This is a genomic window from Burkholderia sp. HI2761 (assembly GCF_002223355.1).
In the GTDB taxonomy this organism is placed as follows: Bacteria; Pseudomonadota; Gammaproteobacteria; order Burkholderiales; family Burkholderiaceae; genus Burkholderia.
This window is the reverse complement of sequence record NZ_NKFN01000007.1, coordinates 650845-676581: the sequence shown is the minus strand read 5'-3', so window position 1 is coordinate 676581 and position 25737 is coordinate 650845. Positions and strand designations below refer to the sequence as shown.

The following is a 25737-nucleotide window of genomic DNA, read 5'->3' as shown; positions in this document are numbered from 1 at the left end:
GCCAGCGATGAATCGCAAACGCTAATTCGGCGACGGCCGACATCCTGCGCTGAGTCACCGGTCCAATGGCTGGACCAGTGAACGCAATTTACCCGCCCGCGACTGAGATATGCGTAAACAATCGTTAAATGGTATATGAGTTATGATTTAAAGGGTCGAATGCAAAAATCGTCGAAAATGACGAATAGTTACTTCTGCGCGCAACACCGTGGTCTCGCGTCGCTGCGGGCCGGCGGTCGTCGCAGCGCGCCCTGCGTGGTATCCCGGAGCCGGTTCATTCGCCGCGCGGCGCGAACACCGAGGCGTGAACTGCCCGCTCGCCTTCACGTGCGTCATGCGTTCGCCGTCTTCCGCGTAGCAGCGGCAGCGACCCGTCGCTGCCACGCGATAAACAGCGGCGCTCCGACGACCTCCAGCACCGTGAAGCCAACGAACGGCAGCCAAGGCACCCCGAGCGCCGCGACGGAAACCAGCCGTCCGATGCCGCCGATGAAAATCATCGTCCACAGCGTCGCAAACAGGCGACCTTCGAGCTCGATGCGGGGAATCACCGAAAACGCCGCGAGGCCGAGACCGAGCCACACGCCGGCATAGAAGCGCAAATTGCCGTCGAGCGTAGCATTCGCCGGCAGCGCGATGCCGAGTGACGCATATAGCGGATCGGAGATACCCATCATGCCGAACACGCCGGTGATCGACGGGACCAGTGCAAGTACGGCCGTAGCGGCCTGGAGGGCGCGTTTGCTCATTCGGACTTTCCTCGAATTATCGATAAAAAATGCCGAGCACCTGGATGCTGCTCGACTCGGGCATCGCGCCGAAGCGGCTCCACGACGGACCACCCTGCTTCAGCCATTGCAACGCAACGTCGAACCTGTCGAAACGGCGACGCAACTCAATCCAGTACTGCCGGCCACCGCCGAGGTCGGCCTGGACGAACCCCGTCAGGTCGAGACGCCGCACGCCCACGTTGTGCCACGCAGCCATCAGGAACCATCCGTGCCGCGTCTGCAATTCCTGCGCCGCGACCGACGTTCGCACAGCCTCGCTCCATGCGTTCAAGTTGGCGCCCCGCAGCGCACGCCATCGCGGCGCATTCGCGCCGGCGCCGTTGCTCTGGAATTCTGCGGTCAACGACAAGTCGATCGGCAGCGACCAGGTCGCGCCGACCGATGAACTCGCCCGAAACGCGCGATCGGTATCGCCGGTTGCGCGCGCAACCAGCGACGGTCGGTAACCACCTGTCCACTCTATATACGCGACGACCGCATTGCCGAGCAGTAGGCTGAGATTCTGCCCGAACTGCGGCGCCCGCCCGCTTTCGCCGTACGCGACCCACTGCGGCTGGATCGCCGGATTCAGCCGCTGGCTGACGACTAGCATCCAGCGGTCGACGCCGTTGGTACGCTGCAGGTCCGACCCCGCCGTCGAGTCGCCCGGCACGCTGCGGCTCGCGAGCCGCGGAGACAGCAGCAGCGCAAGCGAACCGGATGCCCACACCTGTTGCGCACGCAGCCCGACAGTGCCGAGCCTGTTCGCATGCCGGCTGTCCGGATCGGGAGGCACGTCGAGGCTGACCGCGCCGGCCCGGAAGAAATCGGTCGGGTTGTAGCCAATCGCGGCGCCGAGCCGCGCGTTGAGGCGCCCCACGTCGACGAGGAATGCCGGCGACGCGCGCCAGCTCGCGTACGCTTCCTTCACCAGCGTCACGTTGCGTGCGGAAGTACTCGATGTCCACAACGAATCGAAACGGTCGATGCGCATCGAGAAGTGCGCGGCGAACGACGGTGTGAGCCACTGCCCGTACTCGAACTCAATCGACAGCTGGTTGCGGCCGGCGTCGTCGCCAGCACCATAGCGGCTCATGCGTACCGCGTCCTGCACGTCGAACTTCCACGGCTTGTCGCTCGCAGTTTGCGGTGGTGCGGAACGATCGGCGAGATCGAGCGCCGCGGTATCGGCCGCATCCGCCGCTTCCGCCGCATTGGCCGCGCCCTCGCCGCCATGGCCCTCCGCGCTTGCAAGCGCAGGCAGCAGTGCGACCACGACCGCCACCGCGCCGTATCGGCGCCCCATCGTCATTGCGCTTGGAAGCGGGACAGGTAATCGCGCTGCAGCCACGCATCGGGAATGTCGCGCCACGCATAGTCGGAAAATCGCATGACTGTGACCCAATTGCTATCGAGCCCATCAATGATGACGGTTTCTGTGGGCCGCTCCACGCCGAGCTGCAATGTATAGCGGCGATAGAACGCGGTCTTCAGTAGACGGTCGCTTGCCGAATAGAAACGCGCCTTCAGCGGCCGGCTGTTCGCCGCGTCGATCCAGATCTCGATCCGAGCATAGGTCAGCCCTTCGTCCCGGCCGGTTAACGACAGTCGGTACGCGCGGCGCGTCTGCCGGTCACCGTCGGCGATGTCCTCCGCGCCCTTCATCTCCGCCGTGTAGTCGTGCGCGAGATTGACGGTAACGACGTCGCCGTTCGCGGCCTGTCCGAGCAGTCGCTGGTCAGGCGAGACGCGCACGCTCGCTTGGTTCGCGGGGTCGTAGAACCAAAGGTCGTTGCCGTTCTTCAGCATCAGCTTGCCGGTGTCGCGCGCCGGCGCAACGAACCGCACCAATGTGCGGAATGAGCCGCCAGGCGCGTCGGGTTTCGAATAGATCGACAACGTATTGCTGTCTATCTGTTTGCCGGACCGATACTCGACCAGCGTCGCGGTCAGCATGAAGGATTTCTCCGGCGCGCGGACCGCATCGCTCGCCGCGAGCAGTTTCTGCGGATCAGTTGCCGGCTGCGCGAGTGCTGCACCGGACAGAAGCGCAAGACCAAGACGGCATGAAACAAACAAACGACGCACGTAGGCTCTCCTGAAATGAAATGAACGAAGCGACATCACACGTGACGAAGTGCATCGACGACCGACAACCGTGCGGCGTGACGCGCCGGTAGCCACGCGGACAGGCCGGCCACGCACGCTAGCCCGACAAAGGTTACGGCGATGCTGCGCCACTCGCCCCATACGCGCACGGTCAACGCGACCGCGTCGATCCGGGCTGGCGGCGTCCATGCGAGCCCGCTGTGATTGACCACCGCTGCGATCGCCAGCGCGACCAGCACGCCGAGCGACGCGCCGACGATACCGAGCAGCGCACCCTCGCACACGAACAGCGCCTGGATGCCGCCGCGCCGCATGCCCATCGCACGCAGCGTGCCAATCTCGACTGTGCGCTCGATGATCGCGGCACTCATCGTGTTGCTGATCACGAACAGCACGATCGCGCTGATCAACACGAATACGAACCCGAAGATCACTGCGAACATCCGGTTGGTCTGGTCGTAGAACGGGTTCAGCGTCGCGAAATCGACGACATCCAGCGGCTGGCCATCAAAACCGCCGCGCAGCAGGCCGGCGATGCGCGCCCGTGCCGCCGGCATGTCCGACGTGCGCGCCAGCTGGATCTCGACGGCCGTCGCGCGCGGCTCGGCGCCGCCGTAGACGAGCCGCTGAGCCTGCGGCAGACGCACCGCAAGATGCACGTCGTCGAGCTCCTTCACGCCCTGCTGCTCGGCCTGCACGACCGTAAAGCGGCCAACGTTCGGCGCACCGCCCGCGCTGGCAGTCAACACCTCGATGTGGGTCGCGCTTGCGGCGGCCGACCTATGCGTTGCTTCACCCCGCGCAAGCGCGACGACGTCGGCCGGCGCACTCGCGCCGCCGCTGCCGGGTGCATCGGGCGCGGCCGGCGCATTGCGGCAATCGGCCACGCGCAGCGGCCCGCACAAGTGCAGCACGCGTGCGACGCCCAGCCCGATCACCGCGGCATCGTCCGCCGTATCGCGCAACGCGAACCGGCTCGCCGGGATTGGAAACGCGTACGCGTTCCACTGCCGCATCCGGTACTGGTCGTCGGGAACAAAGCCGGTTCCCATGACGGTGCGCGACACGCCAGCATCGAAATTGCCGGCGATGCCGCCGAACTGCAACGTCGGCGTGACGACCGCGATCAGCGGCGCAAGCTGCGGGTCGCGTCGCAGCGTGTCAATGAGCGTCTGGTAGCCGCGAATCCCGTACGCCGCCGGATTGCCGGTGCCGTACAGGAAATAGCCCCGCCGCTGGATCTGCAGATGGCCGCTGCGCTGCACGAAGTCGGTCTGCAGGCCGAGCGTGATGTCGCGGCTGAATCCGCCGAACAACAGGATCGCGCTGACTCCGACGATCATCGCGAGCAGCGTGGTGACCGACCGCCGGCGGTTGCGCTGCAGATTGCGCAGCGCGAGCATCAGCGTATGGTTCATCGGTGCCCCTCCGCAGCCGTCGCGTCGTCTGCCCGTTCGTGACCGACGACGCGGCCATCGAGAATCCGCACGACCTCGTCGGCCGCGTGCACCACGTCCGGATCGTGCGACGACACAATGAACGACACGTCCCGCTCGCGCTGGATCGTACGCATTAGCGCGATGATCGCGTGGCCAGTCACACTGTCGAGGTTCGCGGTGGGCTCGTCAGCGAGAACCAGCGCGGGCTCTGCGGCCAGCGCCCGGGCGATCGCCACACGCTGGCGCTGGCCGCCCGACAGCTGCCTAGGCCAGTTCGCGGCCTTGTCGCCGAGCCCGACGGCGTCGAGCAGGTCGCGCACCCGCGCCGCGCGGCGTGCCGCCGCCCAGCCTGCCATTAGCAACGGGTATTCGACGTTTTCGTATGCGGACAGCACCGGCAGCAGGTTAAAAGTCTGGAACACGTGGCCGATGCGGCACGCGCGGAAATCGGACAGCTCGTTGTCGGACAGCGACGCCGTGTCCTCGCCGGCGACCATCACGCGCCCGCTGTCGGATCGGTCGATGCAACCGATAATGTTCAGCAGCGTCGTCTTGCCGCTGCCCGAGGGGCCGCTCAATACGATGAAACGCCCGGCCTCGAGCGTCGCCGACACGTCGGCAAGGGCCGTCACGCGAACGCTGTCCAGCAAATAGGTCCTTGAGAGATGCTCCATACGCACGAGGGTCATAATGCACCTCCGGTCCGCACCGCACCCGCGGCGGAGCGCGACGCACGAGCGCTTCCAGTTGTGGCGGGCAGCGCGCGCATCAGCCGCTTGAGGCGCAACCGGTAGGCGAAGTGCTCGACCTCGATCACGTGCCGCGGCGTCCGGTGGAATGCGATACCACCGCTCCAGTCGGATCGACCGCGCCGGATCAACCGGTCGACGCGCGCCGCTTGGCGCGGCGCGTCTTCGCGCGCACGCAGGTAGCGCGCGAGCAGCTGCGCCTGATAATCCATCAGCGGCCAATTGCCAGTCGACGTCTGGAACAGGCCGATAAAGAACAGGTCCGGATGCGCCGCGTCGAACATGTTCAGATACAGCCTCGGCTGCTGTTTGTGCCATTGCAGATGCGCCTGATCGATGAACGGGAAGCTCGGCTGGTAGCCGGTCGCATACACAATCACGTCGACCGGCTCCTCGCTGCCGTCGGCGAATGCGACGCGATCGCCCTTCAGCTCGCGCACATCGGGCCGAGCGGCCAGGTCGCCGTGGCCGAGGTGGTAGAACAGCGTCGAGTTGATGATGAAATGCGACTCGAACAGCTTGTGATCCGGCTTGCGCAGCCCGTACTCTTCCGGCTGCCCGGCCGTCGTCAGGCGCAGCAACCGTGCGCCGAAGAAGCGGCGCGCCCACAGCGGCATACGGAGCCGCAATGGCCATTCGGCCCACTGGTCGGCCGGAATCCCGAACAGGAACTTCGGCCAGTAGTAGTAGCCGCGGCGCGTACTGTGGAACACAGCGCGCGCATGATGCGACGCCTCGACCGCGATGTCGCAGCCGGAATTGCCGGCGCCGATCACCAGCACGTGCTTGTCGCGAAATATCTCGGGCGTGCGGTACTGCGACGAATGCAGCAGCAGCCCGTCGAACCGGCCGGGATAGTCGGGAAGCTGAGGGTGCGACAAATGCCCGTTGCAGACGATCACGCCTCGATAGCGCCGCACTTCGCCGCGATCGAGCTCGACCCGCCATTGCGTACTGCCTGGTACAGGCTCGATCTCGACCACTGAGCGGCCGAACTCGATCAACTCGTACACGCCAAAGCGGCGTGCATACGCGCGCAGATACGCGAGCGCCTGGTCGCCGCGCGCATAGGTCGGGAAGTCGTCCGGTATCGGGAAGTCGGTGTATTCGGAAAACCGCTTCGAGCTGATCATGTGGATCGATCGATAGACCGCTCCACTCGGCCGGCCGTAATACCAGTTGCCGCCGACGTCGTCCTCGCGTTCGATCACGTCGACCCCGATCCCGGCCTCGAGAAGGTTCTTCGCCGCAGTGATGCCGGCCGCGCCCGCGCCGATGATGCAGTACCTTGCGCTATCGTTGCGCTCCGTCATATGACCCTCCTTGTTCCGTTCAGGCGGCTGCCGTCGCGGCACGCAATTTGGCAGCGCTGGCAAGTCGCGTGCCGTGCATGCGGCCTACCAGTGCGCCGGTGCGATCGGTGATCGCGAAGCGGCCGTCTGAGTCGCGCAGCAGCAGCGCTGCATGTTCCGCGCTCGCCGCGCCGAGCGATAACCGTTCGATATGCCAGACGCACGGCAGTTCGTCATCTCCCGTCCATGCGGCTAACAACATCCGCAACACGTTTTCCAAATGGTTGACCGGCAGCCACAGCGCCGGACTCGGCGCGTCGCCGGTACCCGGCGTACGCCATAGCGTGTCCGGATCGGCCGCCAATACCCATGCATGTCGGCCGTGCCATCGGGCCGGCGGCAGCAAATCCGCGCGCCAGTTCGCGAACCCGACCAGCCGCACTGGTTCGCCGTGCGGCTCGTGCGGCTCGTGCGGCTCGTGCGGCGGCGCAACGGACACCGAGGCAGGCGACCTGTTCCGGTACACGAAGGTCGCGTCGAGCACCGTACGGCCGTCGCGCGTCGCGCAACGTACCGCAACGTGCCAGGCGCCGTCGCCGATCTGGCCGGACGCGTCGGTGTCGAGCGTCAGTTCGCCGTGCGCATCGAGCACATCGGCCAATGCATCGAGCCGGATCGACACGTCGATGACGTCGTGCAGACACACGTGCTCGCCATCCGGCGGCGCGACCCAGTCGGCCACGACGCGTGCATGCTCGAGCAACAGCGAAGCGGGAGCGGCCGTCCGGCCACCGAAGCTGAACGCGCGCGCGTAGGGTGCGCCCACGGCGCGGAAGCGCGTCGAGAAGTGCGCGAATGGCAGGAATGCCCGCGGCTCGCCGGCGTGATGCAGGCGCGTGGCCAGTTCGCGCAGATTCGCCAAGCCGTCAACCGGGCCGAACCCGCGGATCTGCACCGGCGTCAACGCACGACCAACCGCGCCCATGTACATCACTTCGCCGCTGTCGGCGGACGCGAGCTCCGTCAGCCAGTGCCGCACGCCGTCGCCGATACGCATCGGTGTGACATAACGCCGCGTGACCGCGAGGTTGGTGATCATGCCGATGCCGTCCCACGTCGGCCATGCGAGCGTCTTCACGACGCGATCGCCCGTGTCGCGCCGCGCCCACAGGCCGAGCCGCGCGAGCGCCTCGTTCGCCGCCGCGTAATCCGTTTCGCCCGTCATGCCGCCCCAGCGCCCCGTCAGCGAGCCCACGTTGAAAAATCCGTCGACGCCGGGAAGATCGCGGATCGCCGCATACAGATTCATGAAGCCGGCCACCTTCACACGCACGGTATCGACGAACTCATCGGCGCGCTTGCGCGTCAGCCGTACCGGCCGGTCGACGCCGGCGTTGTGGATCACGCAGCGCAAGCGGTCACCCAGCTCCTCGCAGAGCGCGCGCACGGCAACGGCGTCGGTCACGTCGCAAACGCGATAACGGATAGGCAAACCAAGCGCTGCGGCCGCGTCGATCGACGCTTTCAGCTCGCGACGGCGTTCGAGCTGCTGCAGCATATGGCGGATCACCTTCGGCGGACACTCGGCTGTCGCCTTGCGCAGCCGGTCGAGCCCGTAGCGCTTGAAGCCCGCCGCGTCGAGCCCGAGCCAGGGCTCGTCACCGGCCGGCAGCGGCTCACGGCCAGTGACGACGACCGTGCAGCGGCGGCTTCTGGCGATCTCGCAGGCGGCCAGGAAGCCGATGCCACGTGCGCCGCCGGAGAACAGCACGACATCGCCGGGCCCCCAGCAAGGGGCTGCGCCGGCCGGCATGTCTGCGCGCGCGGCCACGAGCGTGTAGCGCCGACCGCCGCGATGACCGATCTCGAAGCGCCCCCAGCGATACAGTTCGCGTGTGAGCAGCCGGTCGACGCGCCCCGCTTCGTCCGGCGCGATGTCGAGCACGCGCACGTTGCAATTCGGCAACTCTTGCGGGAGCGTCTTCGCGAGCCCGGCCCATAATCCGCCGAGAGGCTGCACCGGGGTGTCGTCGCCATACCCCATCAGGCCGTCCAGCCAAGTCACGGCTAAATAGAACAGGCGCGACGCCGACGCTTCCCGCGACCAGTCTCCGTAGCAGGCCTGCAGCAGCGCGACGGTGCGACGCAACGGCGCTTCCCATTGATCGCCCGCCTCGAGCGAGAACGCCGTTTCGACGCCGAGGTCGACGATCCCGTCGAACGGCCCCGACTGCACGAAGAGCGCGCTCGCGGCCACCGTGCAATCGGCGCCGTCCGCCGGCGCGAATACGCTCACCTTCGCGCATGCACGCGTTAGCGCCACCACCACACGCTCGACCGTACGACCGCGGCCGTTGACAATCGCGATGCGCTTGCCGCTCAACTCGGCGGCCGGCGCATCCGGCAGCGATTCGATTTCAACGGGACGCCAAGTGAACCGATGCGTCGGCGCATCGCCGGCGCGCGGTGCCGGGTCGTGCGCACTCAAGCCGTGCCGCAGGAAGTTCGACACGTCGGCCGCGAGCGTCGGACCGGCCACGCGCACTGGCACGGATGGAGGCGCACCGTCATGCTGCGGGCCGCCGCGCGTGTGCGGCTCGCGCGCGGCGGCAACCGGGCAGCGCGGCGACACGGGTAGCGCTGCTGCCTGCCGCAAGCCAGACGGCGCCGCGCGCGCGCGCGGTTTCGCGATCAGCCGGATGCCGGCGCGCGGCCGCAACGATATCGTCGCACCGGTGTCGAGCGGATGCCCCGGCACAGCGCTCAGATCGACGTGCTGCGCGACGACGGCGATCAGCACACGCATCTGCAGTAGCGCCGTCTGGTAGCCGATGCACTTGCGCATCCCACCGCCGAACGGGAAATACGCATACTTGTGCCGAGTGGGCGCATGCACGCCGAAGTTCTCGGGGTCGAACGCATCGGGATTTGCCCATAACTCCGGATGCCGATGCGTGACGTACGGCGATAGGAATACCGACGAGCCGGCCGCGACGTGATAACCGCCGATCTCGTCGTCGTCGACGAGATCGCGCGTGAAGCCCCAGATCGGCGGATAGACGCGCAGCATCTCGTCGACGGTCTGCACGAGATACGGCAGGCGCTCGAGATCTTCGACATCCGGCGCGCGACCGCCGAGCACTGCATCGAGTTCGTCGCGCAGCCGACGCAGCACGTCGGGATGTTGCGCAAGCGCATACAGCCCCCACGCCATCCCACTGCCGGTTGTTTCGTGGCCGGCGAGGAATACGGTCATCACCTCGTCGTGCACTTCGCGCTCGGTCAGCGGCGCGCCCGTATCCGGGTCGCGGGCGCCGAGCAACAGCGAGATCACATCGCTCGTGGCGCAGCGCCCCGCACGATGCTCCGCAACGATCGTATCGACGATCGTGTCGATCCCGCGGCGGGCACGCGCGATTCGGCGATTGAACGGGGTCGGCATCCAGCGCGGCACGAAGTCGTTCATGTTGCCTTGCGGCATCATCGCCTCGATGCCGAAACGTACGGCCGGCCCGACGTCGTCGGCATGCCGCGAGATATCGGTGTTGAACAGCATCTTCCCGAGCATGCGCAGGCTCACGCACATCATTTCCTCGACCGCGTCGAACGGTGCAGAGCCGGGACGCGCGAGCCAACGCTCAACGAGTCCCGCCGCAGCCGAGCCAACCGCGGACGCATGCGATTCCACCTGTTTGCGATGAAACAGCGGCTGAACCACCCGCCGGTGGCGCTTCCAGAAATCCCCGTCGGTTGTTAGCAGCCCGTCACCGAAGAACATCTTGAAATTGTCGTAGAATCGTCCGCGCACATAATTGCGGTGGTTGTCCTGCAGCACGTGCTGAATACCCTCGGGATGCGCAAGCGCGTGCGTCAGGAACGGGCCGAGCCGGTTGCGCGCGATGTCGCCGTACTGCTGCTGCAGCTTGAGCAGCATCGTGACCGGATTGCGTTTGTATTCCGCGAGATTGCCCATCACGAAGGTGCCGCGCGGCCCGGGGGCGATACGTTTCGCGCTCATGCTGTCACCTGTTCGTCGCGTGCGCACGCCGCCAGCCGCGCGTCGATTTCGCCGCGCGTAAAAAACGCGCCGGTGACACGGTGTACGTAGCCGATCACGATGCCGGCGACGTCGCACATTTGCATCACGACCCGCCCGTCGTGGCGCACCGCGACGAACCGGTTGCCGCTGCTGCCCGGCCCCTCGAGCACGAATTCGCGCGGCGTCACGCGCAACGCAAGTTCGCCGTGGCGCCGCCACAGCTCGCCGTCGTTGCCCGGTTCGTACAGGTCGATGCGGCCGATCGACATCGGCGCCGCGAGCGGGATGTAGTCGCGCGCCACATGATCGAGCGCGGCGACGCGGGCCAACCCGTCGAGCAGGATGCTCGGCACCACGAACCGAGAAAACACCGGATCACCGTCCGGGACGTTCAGCTTGAAGCACGCCTGCTTGCCGATTTCGTTCATCCCAGTGTCGGCGGTCGACACGAACATGCCGGTCAGGCGCACCGGTGCCGCGTCGAAGTGATACGGATCCGCCACCGGCGTGAATACGCCGCCCGACCCTTCGTTCCACAACGGCGCCGGTGCGTAGGTTGCCGCGAGGTGCACGGTGATCTCGAAGTGCGGCTTGTCGTGCACGAGCACCCTGCCACCCGGCGCCAGAACGTCGCCCGAAATGCGTACGCGCACTTGTGCGGTATCGCCGTCGCGCGCCACGAGCGTGGCGTGAATGCGCTTCGTGCTCGCGCGTTTCGCATCGTAGACGCGCAGGAAATGCAGGAACACCGCGTCGGAGAAACCAACGATCTTCAGCCCCGGCACAACGCGCAGCGCCGCCTCGGCCGCGATTTCGGGCACGAACGTGCCGGGCAACGTGGCAAAGCCGTTGACGACATGATGCTGCAGATACGCGTCCCGCTCGAGATCGAACACGCGCTCGAACGTCGCGCCGTCGTCAGTGCGGGCAATTTCTGCATCGAGATAGAAATCCTGCTCGCGTGGCACCGCGCCCCCCGGCGCAGCTGGACTCACGTCGAAAAAGCCGGGCAAATGCGTTTCGATCGCACGCCGCTCGGCGTCACCGAGATGAACCGACATCGCCGCGCGTCTTTCCAGCCCTAGTTCGCGCATGAAATGATGCTGGCCTTCCTCGGTACGCATGCTTGTGAACAGCCCGCTCTTCTCGAGAAACGCTCGCGTGACGGGATTCGAGCCGAGTCCGACTGACCGCCACAACGTCCAGCCGATCGTGAATTCGTCGTCGCCGCGCGTCTCCCGGTGATACGACGCCTGCGTGTTGAGAAAATCGTTGCCCGACGCGTAATCGGTTTCCCCAGCCTGCCCGGTGAGCCCGATGAACGAACCGAAGTTGCACCACAGCCGCGGCTGCCGTGCGCCGAACGCGGCACGCAGGTTCCAGTAGCCGCGCACCTTGATGTCACGTACCGCGACGAAATCTTCGAGCGATTTCGCTGGCACCGACGCGGAACGATTCAGGCCGGCTGCGTTGACGAGCAGGTCGACGCGCCCTTCCTTAGCGAGAATTTCGTCGATAGCCTCGTGCACGGCGGCGCCGTCGAGCACGTCGACGCGCACGTAAGTCACGCGGTGCGCGCCGCAGAACGCCTGCATCGCTCTGATGTTCAGATGGGCCGTGCGCGCTTGGGCGCGGCGCTCGAACGCGCGGATGATCGCCGGCAGCGGTTGCTCCGGATGCAGCGCCTTCTGCTCGCGGATATAGTCGGGCCGGCTTTTTGCGAACGCCTCGTTGTCGAGCCACAGGATATCTTCGTCGACCGCGTCGAGCGCGCTGCTGCCCAGCAGGTACAGCGTCGGCCGCACGTGCGCGGCCAGCGTCTTCATCAACTCGCCGGTGATGCCACGCGCGCCCCCGACCGCTACAACGACGGCGTCCGGGCCCAGCGACAGACCCTCGTCCGCGCGCAGTTCGCCCGGCTCCTCAATCACGCGCGGCGTGCGGCGGCGACCCGCGCCGAGCGCGACGACCGGCAGCCAGTGCTGCGCGGCGCTCTCACGTTCCGCCTGGACCAGCGCGTCGGCGAGCGTTCGCGCATCGGTCAGGACTGCGACCGGGCGTGCCTCCGGCATTTCGATCGCAAGCGCCTTCACCAGCCCGGTAAACAATCCCGCATCGGGGTGCGGGACCTCGCCGACCAGCGCATCGAGCAGCAACGCAGCGAAGGTGCCGCCGCGCTTGAGCGCGCCGTGGCAGTGCTTGATCGCGAGAAACATCAGGTCGTGCACCGCGAGCAGCGCGGGAGACGCGGGCGCCTCGGCGCCGGGCACGAGCGCAGCGGCATTCAGCGATGTCAGCACGCGGACGTGGGCGATGTCGACGGGCAATGTGTCCAGCGCGGCTTCGTCGATGCGCTCGATCCAGTGCCAGCCGGGGCGGGGCCCGGCGATCGGCCGCGTCGACAGCACCACGCAGCCCGAGCCCGGATCGGCCTGCCGGGCCAGTACGTCAGGCATGTCGGTGACGACGATGCAGCGTGGCACGAGGAACGAGGTCGCCGGACGCGCCGGCCGCCATGGCGCATCCATCCAGTCGATTCGGTAGCGTGCGACACAGAGCGGCTCGCCGTCTGCCGCGATTCCGGTGCGACGCAGGGTGCCGCGCAAAACGACATCGGGGGCGGGTTCGGCGGTTGCTACGTGCGCAGCCGACTCATCCGCATGCGCGGCTTTGCGCGCCGATTCATTCGCTGCTGGCTGCAGCCCGCACGCGACGTGCAGCGCGTATCGTGCGCGGTCGCCGCCACTGTCGCGCGCGACCGTCGTCGCCGGCGCTCGTGCGACGAGGGCGCGGAGCACGTCGAGCGCGGCGTCAGCGCCCGCATACGTGACGGTCCGGCCGGCTGCGTCGCGCAGCGCGGGCGGCTCGACGGCCGCACCAGCGCTACCGGTGCCAACCACTGCGAGTACCGACAGCCCGGCCGCCTTCGCGCGCCGCAGCGTCGTTACCGCGAACATCACGAGCCCTTCCGCGAGCGGCAGGTCGAACGCGGGCTGAATTTCGTCGGCGGCGTTGCCGTTGATGCCGCCGACAATCGCCATGTCGAGCTCGCCGCTACACAGGAACCGCTCTGCCGCATCGAATGCGGCGAACGTTGACGCATGGCCCGCATCGACCGTCATGTTCATTCCGTGCAAGTCGTAATAGTTCGCAACGCGCGCAGGAATCACGTTTGGCATCATCCCTGGGAACGAATTTTCAGTCGTCGGCGCGACCAGTTGCCGCGTCGCGTCGCGAAATCGATTCAGTAGGTGCTCAGTCGCATCGCGCTCGTGCGGCGGCGTCGCGCCGCGCACTGCGGTCGAGACGTCGTCGAGGTAACAGCGGCTCGCATAAAGCGCCGCGTTGCGCGTCGGTCCCATATGGCCCATCACCACCCCGATCGACTCCGCATGCGAGTGCCAGAACGCGCCCAGCTGTTCGCGCAAGTCGTGCGCGGCGTCGAGCGCCATCAGTTGGCAGCGATCGAGCGCACGCAGTACCGCCGGCGGCATCTTCACGCGCTCGAAGCTCGGCAGCGGATAGCGGATACCGAAACTCGCTTCGGGTCCGGGACCGCTGCCGCGCAACCACGCGGCGACCGCCGCATCGTCGTCGAGGCCAGGGAATTTCGCCGACCAGCCGACGATCGCCAGCGGCTCACGGCGGAACCGGCCGCTCGCGCCGCCGACGGGCAGATCGTCGCGATATTCGGAAACGATCAAGTGCCCGTTGGTGCCGCCGAAGCCGAAACCGGAAATCGCAGCGACGCGCGGCGCATCCACCTTCGGCGGCCATGGGACGGGCGCGACGGGAATTCGCAGGTTCGTGTTAGCCAGGTCGAAATCCGCAGGCGGCTCGCGGAAGCGATGCTGCGGCGGAATCGTGCCGTGCCGGAGCCCGAGCAGCACTTGGATCACCGACACGACGCCTGCCGCCCAGCCGGTATGGCCGATTAGCGACTTATTCGACGTCACCTGTACTGGCTTGTCGCGCCGGATCGTCTCGCGTAGGCTCTGAAATTCGGCGAGATCGCCGGCCGGCGTGCCCGTCGCGTGCGCGACGACCCAGTCGACGTCGGCGGGCTCCGTGGTAGTCTGCGCGTAGGCGCGACGAATCGCGATACTCTGCCCGGCCGAACTCGGCGCATAGATCGCCTTGCCCTTGCCGTCCGACGACGAGCCGAACGATTTCAGCACGCCGAGGATGCGATCGCCGTCCGCACGGGCGCGCTTCAGGCGCTTCAAAATCACGACCCCCGCACCGTCCGCGAACAGCACACCGTCGCAGTCACGATCGAGCGGCCTCACCTCGCCGCTGCGCGACAGCCCGTGCAGTTTCGAGAACAGGATCGAGCCGCGCGGCGCCAGCGCGAATGCGCCGCCACATGCGACGACATCATGCTTGTCGAGCAGCAGCGCCTTGATCCCAAGATCGATTGCATACAGGGACGAGGAACATGCGGTGTCGACCATCATGCATTGCGCGTCGCCTGGCAAGATGCCCTTCATCGCATTCAGGCCAACGCGGTTCGGAAAGTACGACGCAAGATCGCCTGCGCCACGAGCATAGCGCGCGCTCAGTACCGCATCGATCGCCGCCACGCGGCGCTCGCGCTCGGCCGCCTCTACGCCGGTGTCGGCCAGTACGGCATTCAATCGCGCTCGCGCGGCAGCCAGCACCATGCCTTCCTCGAGGTGCTGGCTCCCGTCTGCCGTGTAGCCGACGAGAAACGCGACGCGATCGGCACCGCGCAGCGCCACGCCATCGAGCGACTGGCACAGCGCATGACGCAGCCAAAGCGTGGTCAGCTCGGCCGGCGCCGTGCCAGCGTCGAGCTCCGCGCGCACCGTCGGCCACGGCTCGAACCCTTCGATGAAGACGGAGCGTGTCTGATAGCTCTTGTCTTCCGCCGACGTGTCGGCACAGTGAAACGATCGGTAGTCCCAACGATCAGCCGGCACGTCGCTGAACAGTTCCGGACCGTCCAGCAGCGCGCGCCAGAATGTCTCGGGATCGCTCGCGCCGGGCAACGCGAGCCCCATCCCGACCACCGCGATGTCGTCGCCATCAGGTGTGTCGTCACGGGATCCGGGCGCCGCTGCCGCTGGTGCGGCAGCCGCTTCGGGCATCGCCGCATCGCGCCTTGCAAAATCCGTGTCTGCATCCGCCTCTACCGCGTTCGCGGGCGAAACAGAGCTGCCCGCCGCCCATTCGGCACGCGGTGACAATCCTTCGCTGCACAGCGACAGACCGCCGTCGGCGACGATGACTTGCCCGGTGATCCAGCGCGCCGAGTCCGACGCGAGGAACACTACGAGATCCGCCAGATCGTCGGCGCGCGCGAGCCGTTTCAGCGGCGTTGCCGCGATGCTCGAGCGTTTGGTGTTTTCCGGATCGGGAAACTGCGCTGCGACGTCGCCATCGATCAACGTCGACGACGCTCCGTTCACGCGAATACCGTTGCCTGCGTATTCGACGGCGAGGTAGCGCGTGAGCGATTCAAGCGCCGCCTTCGCCGTGCCAACGACGAGATAGTTGGCCGGCACAAGCGTCGCGCCGACCGACGATACGTTGACGATCGCCCCGCCGCCCGAGCGCGCCATCAGTGCGGCGGCGCGCCGCGCGCACCAGAACGCCCCCTTCAGGTTCGTGTCGAGCGCGCGGTCGAAATGCTCGGCGCCGATCTCGTCGATACCGAGCAATGCGCCGGACGCCGCATTGTTGACGAGCACGTCGAGCCTGCCGAAACGCTGCTCGATCTCGTCAAACATCCGGTCGACCTGCGCCTGCTGCGCGACCGATGCGCGAATCACGTCGACCGTCGCGCCGAGCGCGCGCAGCTCCGCAGCGGTCTCCTTCGACGCTTCGAGCGAGTGAAAGAAATTCAGGATCACGTGCGCGCCCTGCTCGGCAAATCGCCGGCAGATCGCCTTGCCGACATTTTTCGCGCCGCCCGTCACAAGTACGAGCTTGCCACGCATAGTGGAGTTCGACATGAATCGCCTGCTTATCGAGAATGTGTCATGACCGGACAGGGGCCCCTGCCGACCGGTTCAACGGCTCGCTACCGTCACGCGAGCGCCTTCCCCTGGTTCGCGTAGACGAAATCGACAATCTGGCCCATGGCCCTGAAGTCGCCGCTGCGGAAATTGGCCGGCAGCGGCGGCAGGCGGTAACGCGCGGTGATGCGCTGGATGATCTCCGTCTGCTTAACCGAATCGATGCCCAGCTCGGCTTCGAGTTCGATCTCTTCGGTAAACACCTCCGCCGGATACTCCATCGCTTCCGCATAGAGATCTACGAGTTCCGTGAACAGACGGTCGCGCGGAATGATCGCAGGCTGCACCGGCGCAACCGGCAGCGGCGCGCGTGGCGCCGCTGCCGCGGTCGACAGGTTCGGTGCAGGCGCCGGCGTCAATGCCGGTGACGCGACGACGGGCGCCGCCTGCCCGACCTCGAACGCCTGACGTAGTTCGCCCTTAAGCCACTCCACAATGTGCGACCCGCGCGCATTCCAGAACGCGTCGAATCCCTGGCCGGCGTTGTCGATGCGAATATCATCTTTCATGATGGTGTCCTCTTTGAAATAACGGGTGATCGCTGCGATGGCGCCGGTCGCGTCGTCGGCACCCGTCGGTCCACCGAACGTCCTGACCGTGCCGGGTCCCGCGACACGCACGACGATCCGGGCGAGAGCGCCGAGCGCGCCACATTCGACGTAGCACCCGATGCCCTCCGCGCATGCGGCACGGATCGCATCAGCGAACCGCACCGGCAGCACAAAGTGCGATGCAAGCAGGGCGCCCGCATCGTCGGCATCGCTGTAACAGCGACCCAGGATCGGGGAGTGCACGGAAATCGCGAGCGAACGCCGGGGGTAACCGGCGAGACGCGCCGCGAACAGTGTTCGCGCGCCGTCCAGAGCAGGGTGATGGAATCCATACGGCGACCGAAGGGTTTGCACGCCGACGCCCCGCTCCGTGCACGCTTCGACAAAACGCGCGAGCCCATCGCACGGGCCGGAGACAACAGTCTGGGACCCATGGTTCTCGACCGCGACACAGATGTCGCGAACACCGTGCGTGAACGCGCTTGCTTCGATCAGCTCTCGGGTGGCGCCGGCGCCGACAGAAACGGCGGCCATCATTCCGTCGCGTGGCGCCGCGGCCTGCAGCGATGCGATCCGATCGCAGACGATCTGCGCGCCCTGTTCGATCGAATACATGCCACCGCATACGAGCGCGGCAATTTCGCCGAAGCTGTGCCCGACTAGTACGTCGGGCACGATGCCGCGCGCACGCAGCACACCGAACAGACCGACTGACGTACCATAAATTCCTAACTGCAGGAGGTCGGGGGCGTCCTGCAACCACGTGTCGAGATCGGCGCCGTCACGCCACAGCGGACCTGTCAGCCGGCAGCCGACACGCGTTAGGGCAACCGAGTCGAGCGTTTCGAGCAACTCGCGCACGCTCGCGTGCTCGTCGGCGAGCCGCCGCAGCGCGCCGGCATGAAACGCGCCCTGCCCGGGAAACAGGAACGCGCAGCCGCGCGCACCAGCGGCCGAATGTGGTGCGGCGCCGTTCAACCCGCGTCGTTCCATAATCCCAGTCTCCCGAGGCTCTCGGCCAGCTTTAGTCTCGCGATTCTCCATTTCGACACGGCGAGCACGCGCTGCCGGCGCGCGTCCGCCAGCGCTGACTGCGCGTTCAGCAGATCGGTGAATGTGCCGACACCGGCGCGGTAGCGTCCGCGTGCGATGTCGAGCGAATGCAGCGCCGTCTCGAGCAAATGCTGCGAGTTGTCCAGGTTTGCGGTATCGGTCTGCAGACTCTGGTAGCTCTTCCACACGTCGAGAGACACCTGCAGCTCCGTGTTCCGGACGTCGGCTTCCTTCGCATCGGCCCGTGCCTGAGCTCCGGCTATCCGATAGCCGGAGGCGAAACCTTCGAACAGCGGAATGGAGATCTGGATGCCTATCGAATTGCTACGGCTGCTCTGCAATTGCAGTAACGATGCCTGCTGCTGATAAGACGGGTTGTTGCGCCCCATGCTGCCCGTCAGCGAAATCGTCGGCAGCGACTGCGCGCGCACCGAGCGAACCTCATCGCGAGCGGCCTCGAGCCGCTCGCGGGCGGCGATCAGTTTCGGATGGGAACGCTTTGCTTCGCTGATAAGATCGGACACGCCGCGTGTAAATTCGGCTCGGTCGGGCATCGGTTGCACGTCGTCGATGCGCAGAGGCGTATCGGCGTCGACCCCGAGCGTCGTCGCGAGCGAGCCGACGGCAGCCTGCATGTCGCCCTCCGCGCTCACGCGATCAAGCAATGCCTTGCGATAGGTCGTCTGCGCCTGCAATGCGTCGCCGAGGGTGCCTGCGCCACCGCTATGCCGCGCCGTGGCTTCTGCCAAGCTTTCCTGCGCGGCGCGTTCGACCTCGTACGCGGCGTCCACCGCTGCCTGTGCGTCGCGCATCTGGTAGAACGCCTGCGCCGCGTCGTAAAAGACGCTCTGCAGCGTATCGTCGTTGGTCGCATTGGCCGCGCGCAGCAATGCGCGCGCGCGGTCTAGATTCGCGCCGCGCGCGCCGAAATCGAACAGCACCCAGCTCAGGTTGATCATCTCGTAGCGGCTGGTGCTTCTCTGAGTTTGCGAACCGATGCTGTACGTGCTCGTCAGGTTGTCGCGCTGGATACCTGCCGTGACGTTCAGCGTCGGCCAGTAGGCGGCCTTCGACACGCCGACATCGGCCGCCGCAGCGCGCGCGTTCGACCAGGTCTGCCGCAACTGCGGATGCGAGCAGATTGACAGCAGGATCGCGTCTTCCAGTGTCAGCGCGCGAAGCTTGTCACGCTCCCGCGCTGTGCCACATGCGGTTACGGACGCCATTGACGCCGACGGCTCCGCCGGAACCTCGCTGCGTGTCGAATAGATGTCCAGCATCTGCGCGCACGCCGGTGCCATGAACACCGTCAACGCGACAGCGGTCAGAATTAATGGCGGTTTCCGCATGACGCTCACCGTTTCATCGCCGGCGCCGCAGAATCGGCGATCGGTGTCTCGTAACCGGCAGGCCGGTACCGGGGCGTCAGGTCGGAGTCTTCCGGTGACGCGGCCTGCGCGATACGCATGGCCTCCGTCGACTGATCGAGCACAATCCTACCGCCCTGGAGCACGATCACGCGTTGCGCCGATGCAATCGTCTCCGGCCGGTGGGCGACGATAACCCGTGTCATTGCCAGTTGCGTGACGGCCGCGTTGACCTGCATTTCGCGCTGGACGTCGAGATGGCTCGTCGCCTCGTCCAGCATCAAGATGTTGGGTCGCTTGTAAAGTGCACGCGCAAGCAGTACGCGCTGCTTCTGGCCGCCGGACAGCACCGTCCCCATGTCGCCAACGAGCGTGTTGTAGCCCATCGGCATTGCGATGATGTCATCGTGAATCGCAGCCGTCCGCGCGCATTCGGCCACCCATTGCTCATCAGCGTCCGGGTCGAAGAAGCTGATGTTGTCCGCGATCGACCCCGCGAATAGCGCATCGTCCTGCAACACCGTGCCGACGATTTCGCGCAGGCGGTCGATCCCGAGACGACTGACGTCGAGGCCGCCGATTCTCACGGTCCCACCGGTTGGTTCGTGAATGCCAAGCAGCACGCTGACCAGCGTCGTCTTGCCGCAGCCTGACGGGCCCACTATCGCGACCGATTCGCCCGCTGCTATTTTCACGCTCACACCGTCCAGCACCAGTGGCTCGCCGTCCGCGTAGCGGAACGAGAGGTTGTCAATCTCGATGCTCGCGTCGAGCGCCTCGGCTTCACCCGGCACGCCACGGGCGCCGGCGTCCGGCTCCGGCTTGGCGAACACGATATCGGACAGCCGCTCGCCCTGCAGTTGGAGCATCTTCACTTCGAAATACTTGTCTATCAGGTTGCCGACACGGCTGTCGAACTGGCTCCGGTAGGCGTTGAATGCCATGAGCACGCCGACCGTGAACTGGCCGTCCATCACCATCCGCGCACCGAACCAGATGATCAGGATGTTCTCGATGCCGAATAGCAGCCCATTGATCTGCTGATAGAAGATCTGCAGCTTCTGCACGTGCAAACTTGCGTTTATCTGCTCGACCAGCAGCGTGACCCAACGCGCGCGGCGCTCCGTCTGTCGGTTAAACAGCTTGATCGTCTTCACGCCGCGCACGGTCTCCAGGAAGTGACTCTGCTGCTTCGCCGCATGCACGATCTGGTCTTCCGTGGCCCGGCGCAACGGGCCATACCACATCCATCTGACAAGTGCGTACAGCAGCATCGTCGCCAGCGAAATGAGGCCAAGCACGCGACTGTATATCAACATCATCGCGAGCGTGACGACCGTCATCAGGCCGTCTATCACGGCGCTGAGGAAGGAAGTCGTCAGTGTCTGCTGGATCGTGTCGATCGAGCCAAACCGCGAGACGACGTCGCCGAGATGGCGCTGCTCGTAATAGCGGACTGGCAGCCGGAGCAAATGTGTGAATACGTTCGATCGCCACTGGACGTTCAGAGTGACGCCGACGTACATGAGCGTCCACGCGCGGATCGCGTTGGTCGCCTGCTGCATCAGCAGCAGCAGCCCGAAGCCGAGCGCCAGTACTGTTAGTAGGTCGCGATCAGCGCTGACAATCACCTCATCGATCACCCATTGCAGGAAGAACGGCTGAACGAGCATGAAGATCTCAAGTGCGATAGCCAGCACGAGAATCTGACCCAGCGAGCGCGACAACCCCGATATCGGGCCGAGCAGCTCGCGCAGCTTGACAGCCGGGCGTGCGGCGCGCGGCTTGAACGCCGAGGTCGGCCACAGCTCGAGCGCGACGCCGGTGAACGCGCGCGACACCTCCGACAGCGGCAGTTTGCGAATGCCGTGCGCCGGATCGTGAATCGTCACGGTCCTAGCGTTGACTTCCTTGAGGATAACAAAGTGGTTGAAATTCCAGTGAAGCAAGCACGGCGTGCGGAGTTGGCCGAGCTGCTCCAACTCCAGTTTTACCGCTCGTGCGCCCAGTTCCAGGCGCTGCGCGACTTCCATGACGCGCCCGAGCCCGGCTCCTTTCATAGACACGGGAAACTGCGCCCGCATCGTGGTGATATCCAGGTGATGACCGTGGAACCCCGCCACCATCGCCAGACACACGAGCCCGCATTCCGCCGCTTCGTTCTGCAGGATCATCGGTAACTTGCGGCCGATACCGAACGAGAGTCGATCAAGTAGTGACATGCTCGCCTCCGTCAGATCTTGCCGGTCAGGCTGTAGAGCGGTTCGAGCACCCACTCGTACAGGCGCCGGTGTTCCTGCAGAATGTCGGCCTGCAACGACATGCCGGCCTGCAAGGGCTGCTTTTTACCGTACGCGACGACATCCTGCGCATCGAGCGCGACCGTCACGCGATAGAACGTCGCGTCCTTGCCAGCGCTTGCCGCTTCCGGCGCACCGCCTTCGTTCGCTAGTTCCTCGGCCGACAGCGCGGTATGCGCAATGGATGTGACCACCGCCCGATACTGGCCGAATTTTTGATACGGAAATGCCTGATAGCGGATCAGCACGGACTCGCCGACGCGGACGAAGCCGATCGCTCCGCTGGGCACGAACAGATGGGCTTGCCAGTGGGCCCCGCGCGGCACGACGCTCGCGAGCGGGCGCGATGTATCGACCGACTGGCCGATGTCCGCGATCGCTGCCGTCACGGTGCCGGCTTCCGGCGCGGTCACGACGATGCGACGCTTGGCCTCGCTCTCGATCAGGTTTTGGTCGACGTCGATCACGTTGCGGTCAATCTGCGCCAGCTGGTTCTGTTCCTTGAGGCCGAGCCCCGCAAGCGTGTTGTTCGCTTCCGTCAGCGACTGCGCCGTCGAGACGCGCTCACGAAGCAGACCGTTCAACTTTGACTGCTGGTCGAGCAAGTCGGCCTCACGTTGCTGGGCTTGGTCCTTTGAGATGTAGTCCTGTTCGAGTAGACTGCGATAACGCTTTGTGGCGTCGGCCGCGATCGACGTGCGCGTTCGTTGAATCGCGAGCTGATCGTCGATCCGTGCGAGTTCGCCGGACAGGTTCGCAATCTTCGCCCGCAAGGTATCGCGTTCGACCTGCTGCAGATCGCGCGTCTTGCCCAGTTCCGACAGCAACGATGCCTTGCGTTGTTGCGCATACGCGATCAACGCGGCCTGTGTCGCCCCTTCCGCCTCACTTTGCAGGTCCGTCGACACCGTATAGAGCATTTGCCCGCGATCGACATGCTGCCCTTCCTTCACGCTGCGGTCGACGACGACGCCGGGCTGGCGCGCATACACCTTCACCAGCCCCGAATCCGGCATGACCACGCCCGTGACCGTCGTTCGACGCGTGTATCCGCCAAACACGAACAGAAGAACAACCGAAAGCGCCATGCATGCGGCTGCGCCGACGAGAAATGTTAGCGAAACCGGCCGTACCAGCACGATCTCGCCGATCATCGATCCACGCTGTGCTGCAAATGCAGCACGGCGAAACAGCGTATGCGCCGCCCAGTTCATACTGGTTGATACCTCTTGTACAAATTCGCCTGGTTGATCCGAAGCGAACCGAAAAAAGACGCGTGCCGACGCATGGCCGGACATTCGCCTTGCATCATCCGAAGCCTGCTTTTGCGACGCGGATCGACACGGATACAAGGCCGCGCTGCGGGTATGCGCAGGCCGTCCATGTATTTCGCGAAGAAAGGCCCAAAAGCCACCGGCGAAGCGCGCGCGATGCCCTTGCGTGCATCGACGAACGACGCGACATTCCGTTCCGGAAAACGCCGGACGCACATTTGGGGCACACCGTTTCTCGCGGAAATGCCGACCCCACCCCGCCAGACCTCGCTTTTCATGCACCATGCTTGAGGGGGAAACGCCAGTTTATGTAATGTCATTGCTAAATGGCGTAACCACATATTGTTGGGTCGGGATTCCAAACAGGTTCGTCAACAGAGAATTTCCCGTATTCACCGCGGTAGTCGTCAGTACTTTGCCGACACCGAACGCGGCTCGCGCAAGTGGGGCGAACAAGCCGAGTGTCAACGCGTTTCCCGTTCTTTCGCTTCCAACCCCAATCGCCTCTATCACGTTACCGAGGCCATCAAAAACACTGCCCCCGGTAAAATAGCCGGCTCCGGAAACCTGTTCGATTTCTTGTTGAGTAAGTTCTTTCATTGTGGTCCCTGCGGATTGACCCCACGCTTGCCGAAATGCAGCAACGGAGTGAATACCCCGTTGCCGGTTACGCTCAATATTCGACTCGATCAGAAATCGATCGAATTGAATACGTTAATAATGCTTGCCGCCGAAGATTCCGTTGCCCAGATTGACGAACAACGTGGTAATCGCTTCACCGATTCCGTAAGCGGCTTTCCCAATCGGCGAAAACAGGCCGAACGTCAGCGTATTGCCGATCGACTCTCCGGCGGATCCAACCGCCTCACTCAAATTACCGATTGAGTCGAAGAGGCTACCGCCGTCATAATAACCGCCAGAGACAGCAGCGATTTCCTGTTGGGTAAGTTCTTTCACGAAACTTCTCCTTAATAAACCAGATAACCCATCTGGCAGGGCATCGATTTTGCGTACGCTATCGCGACGAAAAATCAATCTTGTTATTCCAGTTCATTTTTCGTCACCAGAAGAATTTCATAAGTCCGAGGTCGTGCAAAAATTCACATTCCGATGTGGACGAAATATGCTCTTCGAGTTGCTTTGCGACCTTTCCCAACTGTAATAAGTACTTGGCGGGATGATGGTGCGCCAGGCTACGAAACATCGCCGATCTATCAATAAACGACGAATGTTAAATATTGTTAATATTCCATTGAATCAACGTCCATACCAGGCTTTCCGATTCGCCAATGCCTCATCACTGCAAGTATGGCAACAATTATTGATAATCTACATCACGAAATGTGAATTGCAAAATACAAAGAACGAATCTTAAATCGTCCCTTATGAAGATCGATCCAATCCCCCTCTATCATCTAACTGTGGCTGAGCCCCTAATCCGGATTCGACTTTCTCCGGCAACCAGTCCAGCGGCAGGCTTCTGAGGTCGTTGTCGGTGAGTAGCAGGTATTCGCGGTGCGCATTGCGGAAGCCCTGCAGCCACGCGAGCGCAATCAGCGCCGAGCGGTCCTGGGAACTCGATCTCAGCGGTAGCACGTCTAGGCACTGGAACAGCAGTGAACGCTGGCTGCGGTACGGCACGAGCATGAACGGCACATCAAAATTCCCGACGTAGGCGATGGGCACGTTGCACTGGTTGAGTGCCGCAGCCGGGTCGCCGAGCGACTCGCGTATTTTCGGCAACCGCTGACGGCCAGGAACGTCCTCATCTTGGAGGATCTGCAGCACGTCTCGGAACTGCCCGACCAGGCCTTCCAGCACACCCGCGTGAAGCTGGTATTTTTGCAGTCGGGCTTTGGCGTAGAACTCGTACCTGCGCGTCACCTTGACGAAATCTTGGCCACATCGTCGAGCGCCTTCTGCAGTTGAGCCTGAATGAAGAGTGTCGCGAGCGCGTACCGCTTCCCCGGCTTGAGCGCACGGATTTCCACGACGTCGAGTGCACGTGCCTCGGGATCAGCTGGGTCCGTTTGCTGACGGATAGCATTGCCGGTAGCGCAGGCAAACCTTCAGAAAGTGCCCGGAACCCATTGATATGCTTGAGGAAGCTGGCGATCTCACGTGCAGCGGGCTGCTTCGGTTCCCGCTTCAGATCCTCCCAGCCTGATTTGCCGGCCTTGACGACCAGCAGCACGTCGATCCTCGCGATGAGCGCATCGTCGAGCGCATCCGTCATGGCCACATAGATCGTCTTGTTGACGTCGTTGCGGGCCTGCGTGGCGATGCGCTGCAGCGTCGGCGGCAGTTCGCAACGGCGACGAACCAGTTCCTCGATCAGTACGTTCACGATGTCGGGCAGCTCGTCCTTCGTCCTGGCTTCCCCGCACGCGAGTTCGTTCAGCCACGGGGCCTGTGTGGCGTCGAACGGCTGGATGTCGAGGTACGTGCGCAGCAACTTCTGGTGACAGGTCCGGGTACCGGACAGGTCGTAACGCGAAATCGCCGCCCAGGGTAGCGCGCGAACTCGAAGAGCGGTGCGGATGTGATCGATGATGGCAGGCGGCACATCCGACAGCATCGGGAAATATCCGAGACGCTGCAGGAGCTTCAGTTTCACCATGATCAGGACCGCCGTTGACTCCTGACGGGATTGACGGCGGACGAAACGGATCTCCGCCGCAGTTGGTGTGAACGCCACTTTCAACCCCGCCGCGGCTGGCTCGGCGGGCAGGATCGGCTAGATGGATTCGTGC

Annotated in this window: 15 protein-coding genes and 1 pseudogene; all 16 read right to left on the bottom strand. The window is 64.7% G+C overall.

The window, feature by feature from the left end; genetic code table 11:
• Positions 1-332: 332 nt before the first annotated feature.
• On the bottom strand, positions 333-749 hold the full coding sequence (locus CFB46_RS20565) for a DUF4345 domain-containing protein (protein WP_089501062.1): 417 nt from the start codon (positions 747-749) through the stop codon (positions 333-335).
• Positions 750-765: 16 nt separating this feature from the next.
• Positions 766-2076 carry a hypothetical protein gene (locus tag CFB46_RS20560; protein WP_373558199.1) on the bottom strand — a complete coding sequence of 437 codons (1311 nt, stop codon included), beginning with the start codon at positions 2074-2076 and terminating at the stop codon, positions 766-768.
• Positions 2077-2078: 2 nt separating this feature from the next.
• Entirely contained in the window at positions 2079-2858 is a 780-nt protein-coding gene (locus CFB46_RS20555) for an outer membrane lipoprotein-sorting protein (RefSeq protein WP_089501060.1), read from the bottom strand.
• Between the two features lie 35 nt (positions 2859-2893).
• Positions 2894-4297, bottom strand: coding sequence for an ABC transporter permease (locus CFB46_RS20550; RefSeq protein WP_089501059.1), 1404 nt, complete (start codon positions 4295-4297; stop codon positions 2894-2896).
• Positions 4294-5007, bottom strand: coding sequence for an ABC transporter ATP-binding protein (locus CFB46_RS20545; protein WP_089501058.1), 714 nt, complete (start codon positions 5005-5007; stop codon positions 4294-4296). Before CFB46_RS20545 ends, CFB46_RS20550 begins: the two co-directional genes overlap by 4 nt.
• Positions 5004-6380 (bottom strand): flavin-containing monooxygenase, encoded by a 1377-nt coding sequence (locus CFB46_RS20540; protein ID WP_089501057.1) that lies wholly within the window; start codon positions 6378-6380, stop codon positions 5004-5006. Before CFB46_RS20540 ends, CFB46_RS20545 begins: the two co-directional genes overlap by 4 nt.
• Before the next feature lie 19 nt (positions 6381-6399).
• Positions 6400-10377: a cytochrome P450 gene (locus CFB46_RS20535; RefSeq protein WP_089501056.1), complete on the bottom strand. Its 3978-nt coding sequence runs from the start codon at positions 10375-10377 to the stop codon at positions 6400-6402.
• A complete protein-coding gene (locus CFB46_RS20530; RefSeq protein ID WP_089501055.1) occupies positions 10374-16376 on the bottom strand; it encodes an SDR family oxidoreductase in 6003 nt (2000 codons plus the stop codon). Before CFB46_RS20530 ends, CFB46_RS20535 begins: the two co-directional genes overlap by 4 nt.
• A gap of 74 nt (positions 16377-16450) precedes the next feature.
• On the bottom strand, positions 16451-17983 hold the full coding sequence (locus tag CFB46_RS20525) for an acyltransferase domain-containing protein (RefSeq protein WP_089501054.1): 1533 nt from the start codon (positions 17981-17983) through the stop codon (positions 16451-16453).
• On the bottom strand, positions 17965-19392 hold the full coding sequence (locus CFB46_RS20520; RefSeq protein ID WP_089502279.1) for a TolC family protein: 1428 nt from the start codon (positions 19390-19392) through the stop codon (positions 17965-17967). Before CFB46_RS20520 ends, CFB46_RS20525 begins: the two co-directional genes overlap by 19 nt.
• Before the next feature lie 5 nt (positions 19393-19397).
• Positions 19398-21632 carry a peptidase domain-containing ABC transporter gene (locus tag CFB46_RS20515; protein ID WP_089501053.1) on the bottom strand — a complete coding sequence of 745 codons (2235 nt, stop codon included), beginning with the start codon at positions 21630-21632 and terminating at the stop codon, positions 19398-19400.
• Positions 21633-21643: 11 nt separating this feature from the next.
• Positions 21644-22924 (bottom strand): HlyD family secretion protein, encoded by a 1281-nt coding sequence (locus CFB46_RS20510; protein ID WP_179235090.1) that lies wholly within the window; start codon positions 22922-22924, stop codon positions 21644-21646.
• A complete protein-coding gene (locus tag CFB46_RS35970) occupies positions 22921-23262 on the bottom strand; it encodes a hypothetical protein (protein ID WP_179235089.1) in 342 nt (113 codons plus the stop codon). The genes CFB46_RS20510 and CFB46_RS35970 overlap by 4 nt, the downstream gene beginning before the upstream one ends.
• A 28-nt stretch (positions 23263-23290) precedes the next feature.
• Positions 23291-23584: a hypothetical protein gene (locus CFB46_RS20505; RefSeq protein WP_089501051.1), complete on the bottom strand. Its 294-nt coding sequence runs from the start codon at positions 23582-23584 to the stop codon at positions 23291-23293.
• A gap of 114 nt (positions 23585-23698) precedes the next feature.
• Complete coding sequence (locus tag CFB46_RS20500) at positions 23699-23941, bottom strand: hypothetical protein (protein WP_089501050.1); 243 nt, start codon at positions 23939-23941, stop codon at positions 23699-23701.
• A 486-nt stretch (positions 23942-24427) separates the two neighbouring features.
• Positions 24428-25718: pseudogene (locus CFB46_RS20495) on the bottom strand (DUF4158 domain-containing protein); the annotation flags it as partial.
• Positions 25719-25737 lie beyond the last annotated feature (19 nt).